At 57.5% G+C, this 15,548-nt stretch carries 16 protein-coding genes and 1 pseudogene; 4 read left to right on the forward strand and 13 right to left on the reverse strand.

Annotated features, from left to right (window positions below):
• Nucleotides 1-44: 44 nt before the first annotated feature.
• The 9 genes and pseudogenes from M0746_RS13255 to M0746_RS13295 all read right to left on the reverse strand — a co-directional run bounded on the left by M0746_RS13255 (nucleotide 45) and on the right by M0746_RS13295 (nucleotide 7,813).
• Nucleotides 45-1,025 (reverse strand): FecR domain-containing protein, encoded by a 981-nt coding sequence (locus M0746_RS13255; protein WP_258449497.1) that lies wholly within the window; start codon nucleotides 1,023-1,025, stop codon nucleotides 45-47.
• On the reverse strand, nucleotides 1,012-1,527 hold the full coding sequence (locus M0746_RS13260; protein WP_258451480.1) for a sigma-70 family RNA polymerase sigma factor: 516 nt from the start codon (nucleotides 1,525-1,527) through the stop codon (nucleotides 1,012-1,014). The genes M0746_RS13255 and M0746_RS13260 overlap by 14 nt, the downstream gene beginning before the upstream one ends.
• 147 nt (nucleotides 1,528-1,674) lie before the next feature.
• The gene (locus M0746_RS13265) at nucleotides 1,675-2,463 is read right to left on the reverse strand and encodes an SDR family NAD(P)-dependent oxidoreductase (protein WP_258449498.1); all 789 of its coding nucleotides are present in this window, start codon (nucleotides 2,461-2,463) and stop codon (nucleotides 1,675-1,677) included.
• Between the two features lie 429 nt (nucleotides 2,464-2,892).
• Nucleotides 2,893-3,252: a DUF6124 family protein gene (locus tag M0746_RS13270; protein ID WP_203418357.1), complete on the reverse strand. Its 360-nt coding sequence runs from the start codon at nucleotides 3,250-3,252 to the stop codon at nucleotides 2,893-2,895.
• A gap of 429 nt (nucleotides 3,253-3,681) precedes the next feature.
• Nucleotides 3,682-3,891, reverse strand: coding sequence for a KTSC domain-containing protein (locus M0746_RS13275; protein ID WP_258449499.1), 210 nt, complete (start codon nucleotides 3,889-3,891; stop codon nucleotides 3,682-3,684).
• A gap of 8 nt (nucleotides 3,892-3,899) precedes the next feature.
• Nucleotides 3,900-4,835, reverse strand: a complete 936-nt coding sequence (locus tag M0746_RS13280) for an ATP-binding protein (protein WP_258449500.1) — start codon at nucleotides 4,833-4,835, stop codon at nucleotides 3,900-3,902.
• Nucleotides 4,790-5,770, reverse strand: a complete 981-nt coding sequence (locus tag M0746_RS13285; RefSeq protein WP_258449501.1) for an ATP-binding protein — start codon at nucleotides 5,768-5,770, stop codon at nucleotides 4,790-4,792. Before M0746_RS13285 ends, M0746_RS13280 begins: the two co-directional genes overlap by 46 nt.
• Nucleotides 5,763-6,989: an SIR2 family protein gene (locus M0746_RS13290; protein WP_258449502.1), complete on the reverse strand. Its 1,227-nt coding sequence runs from the start codon at nucleotides 6,987-6,989 to the stop codon at nucleotides 5,763-5,765. Before M0746_RS13290 ends, M0746_RS13285 begins: the two co-directional genes overlap by 8 nt.
• 394 nt (nucleotides 6,990-7,383) lie before the next feature.
• A pseudogene (locus M0746_RS13295) lies at nucleotides 7,384-7,813 on the reverse strand (type II secretion system protein N).
• 133 nt (nucleotides 7,814-7,946) lie between these two features.
• Here M0746_RS13295 and gspH point away from each other — a divergent pair.
• Both gspH and M0746_RS13305 read left to right on the forward strand, forming a co-directional pair.
• Nucleotides 7,947-8,399, forward strand: a complete 453-nt coding sequence (gene gspH, locus M0746_RS13300) for a type II secretion system minor pseudopilin GspH (RefSeq protein ID WP_208937715.1) — start codon at nucleotides 7,947-7,949, stop codon at nucleotides 8,397-8,399.
• Nucleotides 8,396-9,004, forward strand: coding sequence for a prepilin-type N-terminal cleavage/methylation domain-containing protein (locus M0746_RS13305; protein WP_258449503.1), 609 nt, complete (start codon nucleotides 8,396-8,398; stop codon nucleotides 9,002-9,004). The genes gspH and M0746_RS13305 overlap by 4 nt, the downstream gene beginning before the upstream one ends.
• A gap of 550 nt (nucleotides 9,005-9,554) precedes the next feature.
• Here the strand turns inward: M0746_RS13305 and M0746_RS13310 are convergent.
• The 3 genes from M0746_RS13310 to M0746_RS13320 are packed head-to-tail and all read right to left on the reverse strand — an operon-like array spanning nucleotide 9,555 to nucleotide 11,795.
• Nucleotides 9,555-10,493: a FecR family protein gene (locus tag M0746_RS13310; RefSeq protein WP_258449504.1), complete on the reverse strand. Its 939-nt coding sequence runs from the start codon at nucleotides 10,491-10,493 to the stop codon at nucleotides 9,555-9,557.
• A 31-nt stretch (nucleotides 10,494-10,524) separates the two neighbouring features.
• Entirely contained in the window at nucleotides 10,525-11,076 is a 552-nt protein-coding gene (locus tag M0746_RS13315) for an RNA polymerase sigma factor (RefSeq protein WP_090282961.1), read from the reverse strand.
• Entirely contained in the window at nucleotides 11,073-11,795 is a 723-nt protein-coding gene (locus M0746_RS13320; RefSeq protein ID WP_258449505.1) for a secretin and TonB N-terminal domain-containing protein, read from the reverse strand. The genes M0746_RS13315 and M0746_RS13320 overlap by 4 nt, the downstream gene beginning before the upstream one ends.
• Nucleotides 11,796-11,944: 149 nt before the next feature.
• Between M0746_RS13320 and M0746_RS13325 the strand changes: the two genes are divergently transcribed.
• Nucleotides 11,945-12,259 (forward strand): hypothetical protein, encoded by a 315-nt coding sequence (locus M0746_RS13325; protein WP_258449506.1) that lies wholly within the window; start codon nucleotides 11,945-11,947, stop codon nucleotides 12,257-12,259.
• 858 nt (nucleotides 12,260-13,117) lie between these two features.
• Here M0746_RS13325 and M0746_RS13330 read toward each other — a convergent pair.
• Nucleotides 13,118-13,558: a carboxymuconolactone decarboxylase family protein gene (locus tag M0746_RS13330; protein ID WP_258449507.1), complete on the reverse strand. Its 441-nt coding sequence runs from the start codon at nucleotides 13,556-13,558 to the stop codon at nucleotides 13,118-13,120.
• 496 nt (nucleotides 13,559-14,054) lie between these two features.
• Here M0746_RS13330 and pdxR point away from each other — a divergent pair, with 496 nt between their 5' ends.
• Nucleotides 14,055-15,488: a MocR-like pyridoxine biosynthesis transcription factor PdxR gene (pdxR, locus tag M0746_RS13335; protein ID WP_258449508.1), complete on the forward strand. Its 1,434-nt coding sequence runs from the start codon at nucleotides 14,055-14,057 to the stop codon at nucleotides 15,486-15,488.
• Nucleotides 15,489-15,548: the final 60 nt, after the last annotated feature.

The following is a 15,548-nucleotide window of genomic DNA, read 5'->3' on the forward strand; positions in this document are numbered from 1 at the left end:
AAACCACCTCATTATTTTTCACGCAGTAAGAAATTATGCAGAATTCAGCTGGCAGCGGTCACGGTCACCCAATACCGGGTTCGATAATCGACGTGCAAATGCAGTGATTGCGCGATCAACGCCAGGACCTGATCGTTGTCGGCAAGCTGGAAGGTCCCGGAAACGCGACGGTCCGCGACCTCGTCGGCGCAGCGCAACACCCCCGGGCGATAACGCGACAACTCCGCGATGAAATCACCGAGGCGCATATTGCGCGCACTGATCACCCCGTCACCCCAGCTCCATGGATCAAGGCCCTGGTCGCTGAACGTTCGCACGCCACTGGCTGTGAACAGCAACTGATCGCCCGCCTGCACGCTGCGGCTTGCCGGCGTTTGACTCGCGCCGGGGAACAACGTGACGGCCCCTTCCTGAGCCGCGACCAGCGTGCCATCGTCACGCTCGCGCACCAGAAAGCGCGAACTGTGGGCCTGCATGAGGCCGTCGCGTGATTGCACCCAGAACGGTCGCACCTGATGCGAGTGCGGGTCCGCGCCGACATTCACAATGATTTCACCGCGTCGCAGAATGATCAGGCGTCGCTGGGCATCGAACTCGCTGTCGACGGCGCTATCGCTATTGAGCTGGACCAGGCTGCCATCATCGAGCTGAAAGCGGCGTCGCTCGCCGGTGCTGCTGCGTTGCTGCGCAAGCATGGCGGGGACCGGCGTGTAGTCCCGGCCGAGCCAGGCTGCCGTGCCAACAGTCGCCAAAATGCCCAGCAGCTTCAGGCTTTCGCGCCGGCGCATTCCCTGCCGGCTGCCATCCAGGGTTTGTCGCGCCAGTTGCGCGGGCACGCCTGCGAAGTCATCGCCAAGGGTTTCCACACGCTGCCACGCCAAGCCATGCTCCGGGCGCTGCTGCAGCCAGTGCTCAAAACTGCGCTGTGTCTGTTCATCGGCTTGATTAAAACGCAGGCGCACCTGCCATTGGATCGCCTGCTCGACAATGGCCGGATCGAGCGCCTGCGGCTCAGGCCTCGACATAACGCAAGCGATAGCAATGTTGCAGGGCCGTGGCCAGGTCGCGCTCCACCGTGGCGCGGGAAACACCGAGTTTTTCGGCTATTTGTGCGCAGGTCAGACCGTCGAGTCGGGCAAACAAGAACGCCTGTCGGACTCTTGGTTTAAGCGTACCGAGCATGCGGTCTATGCGTTCGAGCGCATCCAGAATCTCCAGCCGGCTCTCTTCCGAGGGCACCTCGTGTGGCGGCAGCAACATGACGCTTTCGAGGTAAGCGCGTTCAAGTTCGCGACGACGATACTGATCAATCATCAGCCCACGGGCGATGCTGCTCAAATAGGCGCGCGGTTCGCGCAAGGGACTGGATTGACGGGATTTGAGCAGACGGACGAAGGTGTCCTGCGCCAGATCGGCAGCGTTATCGCGACATCCAGTGCGCCGGATCAACCAGCCCTGTAACCACGAATGGTGGGTGCGATAGAGCAGCCCTAGATCAGCAGTGCCTAGTGTTTCGTCGCTGCGCATCGGAATCCCGGCGAATACATGATTGATAATGAATCGCATTCTACTCACGGGATGGGGCCTTAGGCAAATACCCCTTCCCGCCCAAAACCTCCCTCGGTGCTGACGGCGGCCATCGTGCCGATTGACGCGCCGTCAGCAGAATAAATCTCAGACGATGCTGTCGATCACCCCGCCGTCGACGCGCAACGCTGCCCCGGTGGTAGCGGACGCCTGTTCGGAGCTGACGTAGATGATCATGTTGGCGACTTCCTCAACGCTGGCGGCACGCTGGATGATCGAGGAGCTGCGGTGTGCGTTGACGAAATCGGCGGCGACCTTCTCCAGGCTCTCGCCGCTGCTTTCGACGGTGGAACTGAGCATTTGCGCCACGCCTTCAGACAGGGTCGGCCCCGGCAGCACGGCATTCACCGTCACCCCGGTGCCCGCCAGACGCTTGGCAAGGCCGCGCGACACAGCGAGTTGCGCGGTTTTGCTGAAGCCGTAATGGATCATGTCAGCCGGAATATTCACCGCCGACTCCGACGAGATAAACACGATCCGCCCCCACTTGCGCTGCACCATGCCCTGCGCATAAGCGCGTGACAGGCGCACGCCGGACATGACGTTGACGTCGAAAAAACGTTGCCACTCGCTGTCCGGTATCTCGAAGAAATCCTGCGGATTGAACACGCCCAGATTGTTGATGACGACGTCGAAAGCACTGTGCTCCGCGACCAGTTTGTCCACGCCAGCCTCGCTGCCCAGATCACCGGCAAAACCGATGGCCTTGGCGGCCAGTTCGCCCAGCCGTTGCAAAGCGCCGTCGACGCTTTCCTGGCTGCGACCGTTGATCACCACCTGCGCCCCCGCTTGCAAAAAGCCCTTGGCCGTCGCAAAACCGATGCCGCTGGTGGAGCCCGAAACCAAAACCTTACGTCCGGTGAAATCAATGTTCATGATGACCTCGCAATGGGGTGAATGGCTGGATGATGCAGTGTTTGTCGCGCCTCGATAGTCCGGTTGGATTAGAGATGACTTTTGGCGTTTGTCGAATTATGGTCGGCCTTCGCCGCTCAAGGTCCATCGCTTATGGGTACGCGGGTTACTGCATTAGCTCAAAGAAAGGCACATGCCTGCGCGTCGATACCATTGGCGAACAACTCAACGACATGAACGTGACGCGCTGGACCCGCGAATGCCCTGAAGCGCCTCAATAACCCAGTAAAGTTGGCGCAGAAAAGTAACCGCCCCACTCCCACAGGTCCCAGCCCCGAACACAATATCCGCGACCAACACAAAACCCTGTGGGAGCCAGCCTGCTGGCGATAGCGGCCGGTCAGGCAACAGAGACAGCCCATGTGCCACTGCTGCCCGCCCTACTCCCCATCACTCCGGCAACTGCAAATTATCCAAAGCCCGATTCACCGCCAACTCCCCGAGCATGATCAACTGAGAAATCCCCAACAACGCCCGCCGCTGCGACGCCGGCAACAGACTGGCAACGTTCTGCGCGAGAGTCTGGGCCGAAGCGAGCGTTTCACTGGCATCGATCAGCAGCTCTTCGTTTTTGTTGTCCGCAGTTACCGCATACATCCCACGGTGTTTACGCGGCGGCGGCGTGGAACCGGGCGGACAGAGGTAATGGTCGAGCGCACGGTCGGCGGCTTCGTGGAGTTTTTTGGAGTGGGTGGATTCGTAGGGGGATGTGGGGTTGGATTCGGGTGGGTTGGGTGTTGGTTTGATCATGGTGAAGCTCCCTGATTATTGGAGCCGCCACATTTCGCTGCGAAACGAATGGAGGTGGCAGCTGTACGCAGGTTCGCAGACCGGGAATCAAGGAACCCGGCATACCCGAAGGTATCCCGCGCACAGCCGCCATAAAGCACCGTTACCAAATTTTTAATGGCAACGATCTGGAGCGCTGTGCGCCTTGATTAACCGGGCTGCGAAACCCGATCGCTGATTCGTCAGCGACCGGACCACGATAGAACCCGCCCCCAAAGCGCACAAGCCGGCGGATTCTGGCGTAGCTGTAGGCAAAGGCGCAAGGAGGTGTAGCCTGGGAGGGTGTTTTGAGATGTCTTTTTAAACGTTGGTGTTTATCGAAGCTTCATTACGTCCCGCATCCCTGAATAGCTAAATAAACCTCCCTCCATATCGCAATAGTAGCCGCACTCAAACTCTAGAATACCTATACACACCTTTAATATTTTCAGCCAAATAACCTCCAACTGAATCGGCATTTACCAAACCATCAAAAACGCTTTGTGGCACATCAAAGTATTGGTAAAGCGTACCATTTTTGAATTCTATCTCTAAAGTTTCACTATCTTCATCAAAGCCAACTGACTCTATGTTGGATGACGTTACCGGATTTCGCTCCATGATTACTCCTAGGGTTTAACCTTATCAATTCGAGGATTCTGCGCTCGCCATGTCTCAACTAGTTCTTCATAGTTTGGATTATCCTCCATTTTTATTCCCCACCCGCCGGGAGAAAGCGATTCACTCATAGGAAGCTCATCATAAACTATAGGATCTTGGCTATCCGGTCGTCTATTTTTCGGAGGAGGTAAAATAGACGTTCTCATAGGAAGTTTTACCGCCTCACCCAAGATAATTGCTTCACCTGTTCTTAAAATTGGAAGCATACTAGTTAGCCCGTCCAAATTATCTGAAAGTGCAGAGGTAATGTGAGCTCGATCTGTCGAGTTAGTCAATCTAAGAGAAAAAAATGTTCCGCACTGAGATAGAATTGTTGGGTCTATTTCAGACGGGCGCTGGCTCACTATCATCGCCCCGATACCATATTTTCGTCCCTCCTTCACTATCCGCTGCACAATTTTAGAAGCCATACCTTTGAAGCTATCATTAAGATATATGTGAGCTTCTTCCATAACAATTAATAAAGGACGATGCCTGCCACCTTGAGACAAGTTTCTTGCCCAAAACAGAGCTTCATATAGAATCCTTAGCACTGCACCTATGGTAGTTTGCAATATATCGGGAGGAACTCCAGACAAGTCCAGAATAGAAGTAGACTTGCCGCCAATCCACCTCTCAAGCAATTTATCTAGGTCGGTTGCTACGGCGCCATCGGCTTCCGGCATCCAATCACCCGGGCGGAATATAAAGTCATATCTAGGTATCCGAAGCTTCGTCCCTAGTAACAAGACGTTCTTTCCGATATTCAACGACCCCGGCAGATAATTAATTTTCTCTTCATTGGCTTCGGTAACGATATTTTTGAATATTGGAGGTATCCCAGCAGAAGGATTCCCTCTCAGTTCATTGCCCTTAGAGTCAAGTTCAAAGGCGAGATTGTCCATAGGCTTTCCTGGACGACCTTTGTAGTAAGTCGCAAATGTTTCAATAAAAGGTCATACCACAGGTGGTGGATACTAAAAGGAATTGGAGAATCTACGCTAACCGAATCAAGTGATGCACCAGCTCTCGGATATTTAACAATTGACTCAGCCTTTAGCTTATGGACTCGCTCCATAACTACGTTCTTTTCTTTTTCATTGCTGAACTCGCCAAAGCTAACTTCGCAAAGCTCATCAAAATTTAGCGCCCAAAATGGAATTCTTAGTTCGTTTTCTGCAAGCTTGGAAGATTTAAAAGCGTTGATTTTGAAAATATCAGCTTTCCCTGTAAGGGCAGAACCATACTCCCCGTGCAGGTCAAGCATAATAATCCTTGAGGACGGATATTTTTCATTGTCGGATAACGCGTTCATAATGCTCGCCACCGTTGTTGACTTACCAGACCCTGTTGTACCAACGATTGCTGAATGTCGAGTGACAAGCTTATTAATATCAATCAGAGCCGGTATAGACTCTGCGTTTGAGATATGACCTAATTTTACGAAATAGGGCCGATCTGGACGACCATAAATTGTTTTTAGCTCCTTTTCTGATACTAAGTGAACTTCATCCCCAACAGTAGGATATTGTGATAGCCCCCTCTGAAATGTACCATTCCTTTGGCCCTCACCAACGAGCTGGATTCTCATCCATCTATTACCTTGATCGTCAATGCTAGCTTTATTTTCCGGTACGGCGCTCGCGCCTACTTGACTGACAATTCCAAACAAATCAGAAAACCCAATAGGTATTCTCACGAAACTACCGATCTGTCCAACCCTATAACCTTGACCATCGATATAAATAAAGCCTGTCAATGACTTTTTGGATAGTGAGATACTAACGGCTGTCCCGTTTACATCTTGGACATCTCCCAAATAGGTTTCTTTACTAGCCATTAGCTCCTCCTACCGTTGAGCCAATTATCCTTTTCAAAAAGCTCGCAAAGACAGCAAAGTCGCCTAGCTTAATAACGTTCTCTTTCCTGTCTGACGTGTCATCAATCTTAGAAGACGAAATGAATGCTCTGAGGTCCGTGTCAGCATCGTCGTATTCAGGAGATAGAGACCATCGCCCCGGAGTAGTGCCAATAATGGCTTTGTTGAATGTCCAAATATTGAGGTTATGCTGATTTTTTGCTAATCGATAAGCCTCAGGATACCTTTCTCTCACGACACCTTCCGGAAGCTGATCTTCAAAATCCCCATACATCAGCGCTAGCACCATCGCAGTAGGATTAGCTTTGAGAGCGTTGATTATTGAATCATTTAGATGTCCATCATTAAAGGAGTAGCCTGACATTATGAGCAATGAAGATTTTTTACGAATAAATCTATTAAGCTGATCTATGAGGGCAAGATAAGGCATCTTCCTGCTTTCTTCATACTTTAAATGCGAAGGATAGATAAGATGGGAAGCATCCTCCTTTATTTCAGAAGACCGATATACTTTCTTTTGACCATGAATTTCTTCCTTGTACCAATTGATAGACCCATGAATCTTCCAAAGCCTAGTCCAGTGAACGGGTATTAAATTATCTTCCAGAGCTCTCAAGTCAAAAAAAGACCTGCGAGCACCCACGAACCCATCAAAATACTCAACCTCTAGGTCCTCAAGCGATTGTTCCATAAGCAAATCGTAATTCGTAGTAAAAATTTCGATAGGAGTTTTTCTATCTATCGAACGAATCCATTTGCAAAGTTGGTGATATGGAGTTTCTTGAGGTGGAAGTAGCACATCAATTTTTTTGACAATTATTTTGCAGATTATCTTTTCAAGCTCTAGAAGACTAGCCTCACTTAACCCTCTAACCTGCCCTCCTTTTGACACAGCCAACAAACTTCTCAAAAAGCTTAAAGTATCTTCTATGTTTTCTGGGTTTCGCTCTGCCTTGACCAACTCAGACAAAAGAGTTCCGTATTTCACGTCCGTGGTTAGCTGCGCATTGATGAATTTTGTAAGATTCGCCACATCAGGAATCAATGGCCACTGGCCCTCTGGCATGGTTACCGACAAAGGACATCCCGCAGATAAAAAAAAGCCAATAGATTCATTATCTTGCGACAAAGACTGACGAAGATATTTTAAATGCCTAATTGGATCATGAACCCCCTCCATACAACCTTCCCTCTTCCGACATAGGTATTTTTCTGGTCACATATCAGAGGGCGTAACACCGGCTTCCCGCCTGACAATTCCCTGCCTGGTTTGAACCTAGCAGGGAGCCAAAACTGTTACAAGCACTTTTATGGCCGAATGCCATCCACAATGAACCATAAGCTCGACCATAAATTCGAAAATGTACAAATGGAGAGGCGAGCTTGCGGCTTAGTAAGCGTCTAACCCGGGCATTACACTTCTTAAGGATTGAAAATCCTGCTCAATGATACGTCTATCATCGATATTAAACCCTGATCAAGGGCCGCGTTGCCTACATAAAGACAAATAGAGCGCGTTAAGCAAGAACATGATTTCTTAATAAGACTCGATACAGATCCATTCCAGTCTAAAATCACGGCCTCACCAACCTAGGCAAAACTACCCCCTCCCCAACCTCTCCACCCCCAACCGCACCCTCTCCCCCCTTGCTCCACCACCACCCCATCCCCCTCAACCGCCACCAACTTCACCCCTATCCCAACCCTCTCCCCCGCCAAAAAGCTCCTGGGCGGTCCATCATTCAAACTCAATATCGCCACCGCCCCGCGACTCCCCGCCATTACCCCGCTCACCTTGATATCCACCGGCGCGGTCTGGTTGGAGAACCATTGCAACGCCGGGCTATCACTCCTTGCCGCCAACAATTGTGGCGCCGCTGCCGGTGTGTGCGATTCGGCGCTGGTCAGCAGCAGCGACGACCATGTCGCGACGCCGACCAGTGCGGCGAGCAGCGCGAGGGCCTGGGCGATTTGCGGTGGGGAAAAGCGTGTGGTGAGTCTCATGGGGTGAATCTCCTTTTTGTCCCTGTTGCCAGCCTACGCGGCAATTCTCTCCGTTTTATTTCACACGCCTTACATGTTGGCGGTGCATCTTGGCTGTTCGGGACATGGCGGGACGCGAAGGAGCGTGCGATCGATGGACGCGGGCAAGCAACGGGGTTTTACGCTGATCGAGTTGATGGTGGTGCTGGTGATCATCGGCATTGCCAGTGCGGCGATCAGTTTGAGTATCAAGCCTGATCCTTTGCAGTTGCTGCGCAAGGATGCCGAGCGCGTGGCGCAGTTGCTGCAGGTGGCGCAGGCGGAGGCGCGTGCGGATGGGCGGCCGATTGTCTGGGTGAGTGATGCGAAGGGGTTTCGGTTTAGTCGGCGTAATGACAGTGGTCGCGGGTTTGAGCATTTCAAGGATGACGCGCAGTTGCGCCCGCGTGCCTGGCAGAGTCCGAAGGTCGAGGTGCGTGTGGAGCCGAAGCAGCGGGTTGTGCTGAATGCTGAGTGGATCAATCCGCCGTTGCAGGTGACGCTCTCCGATGGCTTGAATCGGTTGAGTGTGCTGCGCGATGGCTCGGGTCGGATCAGTCTGCAATGAGGGCTCAACAGGGGTTTACGCTGATCGAGGTGATGGTCGCGATTTTGTTGATGGCGGTGGTCAGTCTGATTGCCTGGCGTGGGCTGGACAGTGTGACGCGGGCGGATCGGCATTTGCAGGCCAGCAGTGAGCAGAGCGACGGGTTGTTGCGGGTGTTGAATCAGTTGCAGCGCGATGTGGATATGCGTGCGGGGGTTGAGTTGACTGAGCCGCGCAAGGTTGGCGTGGATGATGAGCCGCCGACCGCGCCGCCTGCGATTACGGTGCGCAGTAGCGATAGCAAGGGGTTTCGGCTGGATGTGATTCGCACGGCGGCGGATCAGCCAGGGGCGTTGCAGCGGGTGCGCTGGTGGTTGAAGGGCGACACGTTGTATCGGGCGGTGGCTGAGGCGCGCAGTCGGTATCCGCTGCCGGCGCCGGGGGCTGGGGTGGCGGTGTTGGTGGATGTGCGGGATTTACAGGTGCGGGTTTGGGAGGTGGACAAGGGCTGGCGGCAGTTGAGTGGGAATCGGCGGGAGGATCCGCTGGGGTTGGAGATTCGGTTGAGTCCGGGGACGCCGCAGGGGGTGGAGGTTTATCGGCAGGTGATTGGGCCGTTGCAGTGATGCTTTTTTGTAGGAGTGAGCCTGCTCGCGATTGCGGTGGGTCAGTTGATGGAGAGGTTGGATGGTGTGGCGCTATCGCGAGCAGGCTCACTCCTACAATTGGATTGGGTTGGGTCAGTTTGGGACTGGTTGGCTGTGCGGGCGCTATCGCTGGCAAGCCAGCTCCCACAGGGATTGGGTTTGGGCAGTGGGAGTTGGGTTGGCTGATGGATAGCTATCGCGAGCAGGCTCACTCCTACAATTGGATCGGGTGGAGTCAGTTTGGGATTGGTTGGGTTTGAGGGCGTTATCGCTGGCGAGCCAGCTCCCACAGGGATTGTGGTTTGGGCAGTGGGAGTGGGGTTGGCTGGTGGATCGCTATCGCGAGCAGGCTCACTCCTACAATTGGATTGGGTTGGGTCAGTTTGGGATTGGTTGGCTGGGCGGGCGCTATCGCTGGCGAGCCAGCTCCCACAGGGATTGGGGTTGGGCAGTGGGACGTGGGTTGGCTGTAGATAGCTTTCGCGAGCAGGCTCGCTCTTACAGTGGGATTGGGGTGTGGGTGGGATGGCTAGCTGAGGACGACTACGCCGCCCGGGAGTTCGGTGCATTTGATGCCGTAGGCGTCGCGGATCAGTAGGGCGACGCCGGCGAGTTGGTCGAGGTTGAAGCGGGCCTGGACGCGGCGTTGGCCGAGGTCGCGGTTGAGCAGCAGGAGCATGCCGGGGCGGTAGCGGTTGATTTCGTCGATCATCTGGCTGAGGGTGGCGCCGTTGAAGACCAGGACTTGTTGGCGCCAGTTCATCACGGCGGCGGTGTCGACGGTTTGGACGCTGCCGACTTGTCGCGCGTCGTAGGTCACTTGCTGGCCGGGTTCGAGGCGCAGGCTGCGGCCGTCTACGTCAACTTCGACCGCGCCGTCGAGGCAGGTTACGCAGACTTGCTGGTCGGTGTTGCGCAGGTTGAAGCGGGCCTGACTGGCGCGTAACCACCCGCCTCCGGCCTGCATCGCCAGCGGCAAACGTGCGGTTTGTACTTCGACTTCGCCGCTGACCAGTTCGAAACCCTGCACGCCTTCGGCAACCGTGCGCTGATTGATGCGGGTCTGGGTGTTGAGTTCCAGGCTCACGCCTTGCGCCGGTTCGACGCGGCGTTGCTGGCCGACTTCGGTGATGTAATCGGCGCCGAGCCCTTCGAAGCCGCCGGGGATGGTGCCGCGCACCAGCAGGAAAGCGGCGGACGCGGCGATGGCGCCGCCGAGGAAGGCGCGTCGACCGAAACCGCGCGGTGCCTGCACGCCTTGCGCGGCGGGTTGCAGGTTGTGCCACAACACTTTGGCCTGCTCGAACGCCTGCGCATGTTCGGCGCTCTGTGCGCACCATTCGCGCAGGGCGCGGGCGTCGGCGACAGTGGCGCGGCCGGAGGTCAGCAGGATCAGCCAGTCGTGGGCTTCGCTGTGCAGGTTGTCGGCCACCGAGGGTTCGGCAGGGGTCAGTCGAAAGATGTTCAAACGCGCAGATTCTCAACGAATTGATCGGGCTCTATTCAGAAGACGGTTTTCCGGCCCCGCGACCGAACCGCTGAAACACTTTTCTTTCCAGTTTCGCCGCGCAGTAGCCCAACGCGGCTTTGATTTCCTTCTCGACCATGCGCGTGGAGATGCCGAAACGCTGGGAGATTTCCAGGTGCGGCGCCTCTTCCAGGCGTGCGGCGATGAAGATCCGCCGACGCCGCGCGGGCAGTTCATACAGGGCGCTGAGCAGTGACTGGATTTCCTTTTGCCCGCCGACCACCCGCGACGGATCGAGCGATTCGTCGCCGATCTGCAGCAGCTCTTCGACTTCCTCGCCGGTGAGCAGGCGCGCGTCGGCCTGACGTCGGTCGGCGGCGATGTTCAGGGCCATGCGATAGAGGTAGGCATTGGGCCGCAGGACGTTCGGCGGCGTCTCCATGCGGTCGACGCGCAGCCAGGTTTCGTGCAGCACGTCGTTGGCCAGGTCCTCCGAGCCGAGACGGCGGCGCAGACGTCCGCGGAAATCCTCGTAGGACGTCAGAAACAGTTGCGCCAGCGACCCTTGTCCGGTGTCTTTCATCCCCCGGAAACTCCTTCCCATGTGGTGCATTCCATGCGTTTCCCTGACGACTCCGGTAACAACAGCAACGTGACCGGCTGACGCAAGGCACTGGGCGTCGGCCGGTCGATCCTGAATTGGCGAAAGCTTTCCACCAGCGCGTTGTCGCGCCGTACATCGCCGGTCGAAGTGACCAACCGGTTGTGTTGCACCACGCCGTCGCGCCCGACCCAGACCTGCAACAGCGCGCGGTAACTGCCCGGCCGGGTCAGCGGCGAGCGACACAGATTGCGTTCGACTGCTGCCTGCACCGCCGTGGCGTAACTGCGGCTGACGGCGATGCTTTCCGCTGACTGCTTTTGCGGCGGCGCCGGCACGTCTTCGACCTGCGCCACTTGCAGGGTGAACGCGTCGGCGCGGGCATACCGCGCCATCAAGCCACTGCCGCCGAGCAGCCGACGCAAGGCATCGGCGGCGGTGAATTCACCGTCCACCGCCAACGAGCGGCGGCCGCGACTCAACTGACTATCGACCAGCACCGCGACACCGGTGGCGAGGCTGTATTGGTCCAGCGCATGCGCGAGATCCTGTGCAGGAATGTGCAGGGTCATGCGCATGTCCGCGGGCGGCGGTTGCGCGCCGACCGGGCTCGCCGCGCAGCCAAGCAACCACCCCAGACAGATCCGGCGCACAAGAATCGTTGAACGCTGAAAACCGCCTCGGGAAGTGCCTCGCTGCACGGCTGACGAATCCTTGAAAATCGTCATCCTGAGGGCTGTTTATGAATCTGGTGTGACGGCCGGTGCAAAAAAACCATCACGGGATTTACGCCGGGCTTGCACTAGACTCAAGGCATCGCGCGGCCGCAGGGGCCGGCCAGGAGGCGAGCATGAAAACATCGTGGCGAATCACCCTCGGCGGGCTGTTGCTGACCGCCGCATCTAGCGCTTATGCCGAGGAACCGTTGGGTTGCGTGGAAGTGACGGTCGGCGGTTACAAGGCGCCGAATTTCGATTGCCTGAGCCAGCAAATGGGCAACAACCCCGAAGGCGCAGCGGCGGCGCAGAAGAATCTGGAAGCGCTGAATGTACCGGTTAGCAAGCGACCGCCGAACCAGGTTGGCCTGGCGACACCAGCCGCGACCAGCACGCGAATGGGCAACACCTTCGGCACCTCGGTCAAACCGCAACGCCCACCACAATAAACCCACCCTCACCCAATGATCGTTCCCACGCCGGTGCGTGGGAACGATCATGACCAAAGCCGTGCCCCCGGATCGTTCCCACGCTCTGCGTGGGAATGCAGCCCGGGACGCTCCGCGTCCCTCCAGAGCCGAACGCAGAGCGTCCGTGGCGGCATTCCCACGCCGGAGCGTGGGAACGATCATGACCAAAACCGTGCCCCACTGATCGTTCCCACGCTCTACGTGGGAATGCAGCCCGGGACGCTCCGCGTCCCCTCCAGAGCCGAACGCAGAGCGTCCGTTGAGGCATTCCCACGCGGGAGCGTGGGAACGATCATGACCAAAGCCGTGCCCCACTGATCGTTCCCACGCTCTGCGTGGGAACGCAACCCGGGACGCTCCGCGTCCCCTCCAGAGCCGAACGCGGAGCGTCCGTGGCGGCATTCCCACGCCGGAGCGTGGGAACGATCATGACCAAAGCCGTGCCTCCCGGATCGTTCCCACGCTCTGCGTGGGAATGCAGCCCGGGACGCTCCGCGTCCCTCCAGAGCCGAACGCAGAGCGTCCGTTGAGGCATTCCCACGCCGGTGCGTGGGAACGATCATGACCAAATCCGTGCCTCCCGGATCGTTCCCACGCTCTGCGTGGGAATGCAGCCCGGGACGCTCTGCGTCCCCTCCAGAGCCGAACGCGGAGCGTCCGTGGCGGCATTCCCACGCCGGAGCGTGGGAACGATCATGACCAAAGCCGTGCCTCCCGGATCGTTCCCACGCTCTGCGTGGGAATGCAGCCCGGGACGCTCCGCGTCCCTCCAGAGCCGAACGCAGAGCGTCCGTTGAGGCATTCCCACGCGGGAGCGTGGGAACGATCAGCGGTGCCCTAGTCGCTAGGGACTTGGCGGAAGCTGACGGCGAGGCGATTCCAGCTGTTGATGGTGGTCACCGCCATGGTCAGGTCGACCAGTTCTCCTTCGGTAAACTGCTCGCGCGCCTGCTGATAAACGTCATCCGGTACGCGGCTGTCCGCCAACAGCGTCACCGCCTCTGCCCAAGCCAGCGCAGCGCGCTCGCGTGGGTTGAAGAAGTTGCTGTCGCGCCACACCGCAATCGCATACAGACGCCGATCACTCTCCCCGGCCCGCCGCGCGTCCACCGAATGCATGTCGGTGCAGAACGCACAGCCGTTGAGCTGCGAGGCGCGGATCCGGATCAATTGCAGCAGCGGCTGCTCAATGCTCAGGTTGGCGGTCAGCGCCTCCATGGCAATCATCGCTTTCATCGCCTTGGGCGAAGCGTTGTAGTAATCCAGGCGCGGGGACATGGGCAGGTCTCGGTGGACGGAATGATGAGAGCACCGTAAGCGCTGACGGGCGCGGGTTACAGCCCCAATATTTCGATTTATCGCTACACCACTTATCACGACGAATCTACGCCATCTGATCGTTCCCACGCTCCGCGTGGGAATACAGCCATGGACGCTCTGCGTTCGGCTCTGGAGGGGCCGCGGAGCGTCCCGGGCTGCGTTACCACGCAGAGCGTGGGAACGATCCGGGAGGCACGGCTTTGGTCATGATCGTTCCCACGCTCCGCGTGGGAATGCAGCCATGGACGCTCTGCGTCCACTGTGACGCAGAGCGTCACGGGAGGCGTTACCACGCGGAGCGTGGGAACGATCAGGTGAAACGCTTTCGCGAGCAGGCTCACTCCTACAGGGGATTTAGACCAATTCCGGATATTTGCGGTAGGCAACTATTGCCAGTCCGCCAATAGCAGTAATCTGGCCGACACTTCATTCACCGCCCCCGGAGCCCCGTCGTATGGAACTTCATGTCGTAATCAACGGCCGCAAGGACCTCGCCGGTCAGTTGTATCAGCAACTGCGCGGGGCGATCGAATCCGGGCGGCTGGCGGCGGGCACGCAACTGCCGCCCAGCCGCCTGCTCGCCGAGCAACTGGGCATCTCGCGCAAGACCATTTCCGACACCTACGCGCAGCTGACCTACGAAAACTTCCTCACCGGGGTGATCGGCAAAGGCACCTACGTCAACGCCCGCCCGGCGCAGGTCCAGCGCAAACAGAGCCACAGTGAACTGGCCAGCGCCGAGGTGATCGAGAGCTGGTGCAATCTGCCGGTGCTCTTGCGCCATCCAACGCTGGAAGGTTCGCTGCGTTACGACTTCATCGGCGGCGCCACCAGCAAGGGCCAGTTCCCTCACGATGACTGGCGCCGCTGCGTGTCCCACGCGATGCGCCAGATGGCCCAGTCCAAGGGTTTTTACAGCCTGCCCGAAGGCCTGCCGGCGCTGCGCAACGCGATTGCCCGACACATCGCGTTTTCCCGTGGGGTCAATTGTCAGGACGAGGACATCGTCGTGTGCAACGGCGCGCAACAGGCGCTGGACCTGATCAGCCGCGCGCTCACTCGCCCCGGCAGCATCGTGGCGATGGAAGATCCCGGTTACCCGCCGGCTCGCCTGCTGTTCGGCACCCATGGCGCCGAAGTGGTCGGTGTTCCGGTGGATGCCGAAGGCATGCAGGTCGAGCACATTCCCGATGGCACGCGCCTCATTTATGTCACGCCATCGCACCAGTTCCCGCTGGGCATGCCGATGAGCCATGCGCGCCGCGAAGCCCTGCTGGCCCGCGCCCATGAGCTGGGCGCAATCATCATCGAAGACGACTACGACAGCGAGTTCCGCTACGAAGGCCGGCCGACCGATTCGCTGTTCAGCCTCGACCAGCGCGGCATCGTCGCGTACGTCGGCACCTTCTCGAAAACCCTGCTGCCGGAACTGCGCCTGGGGTATGCGATCCTGCCGCCGGCGATCCTCGAAGCGGTGATCCGCGCCAAGCAGCTGACCGACCTGCACGCCTCGACCCTGCCGCAATGGGCGCTGGCCAAGTTCATCGCTGAGGGTTGTCTGCTCAAGCACATTCGCCGCTGTCACACCATTTACGCCCAGCGTCGCGAGCGCATTCTGGCGCGCATGGCGGACGATCTGTCGCCGTGGCTGGAAGCGGTGCCACCGAGTGCCGGTTTCCACATGACCGTATGGTGCAAGGTGCCGATCGATTTGCCGCTGGTGATCGAGCTGGCGAAAAAGGTCGAGGTCGGGCTGTACGCGATCAACGGTTTCTACTACCAGCAGCCGGCGAAAAACGGCCTGTATTTCGGCTTCGGCGCGATCGAAACCCTGGACATCGACACCGCGCTGGATCGCCTGCGCGACATCCTCGAGCAGGTCGCCTGAGCCATTGGCCTAAGGATTTAACCGCCGATTGGTTATTGGTCTTCGAGGTTTGCAGGCCTA

Origin of the sequence: Pseudomonas sp. S11P7 (genome assembly GCF_023195435.1) — a bacterium.
GTDB lineage: Bacteria > Pseudomonadota > Gammaproteobacteria > Pseudomonadales > Pseudomonadaceae > Aquipseudomonas > Aquipseudomonas fluorescens_G.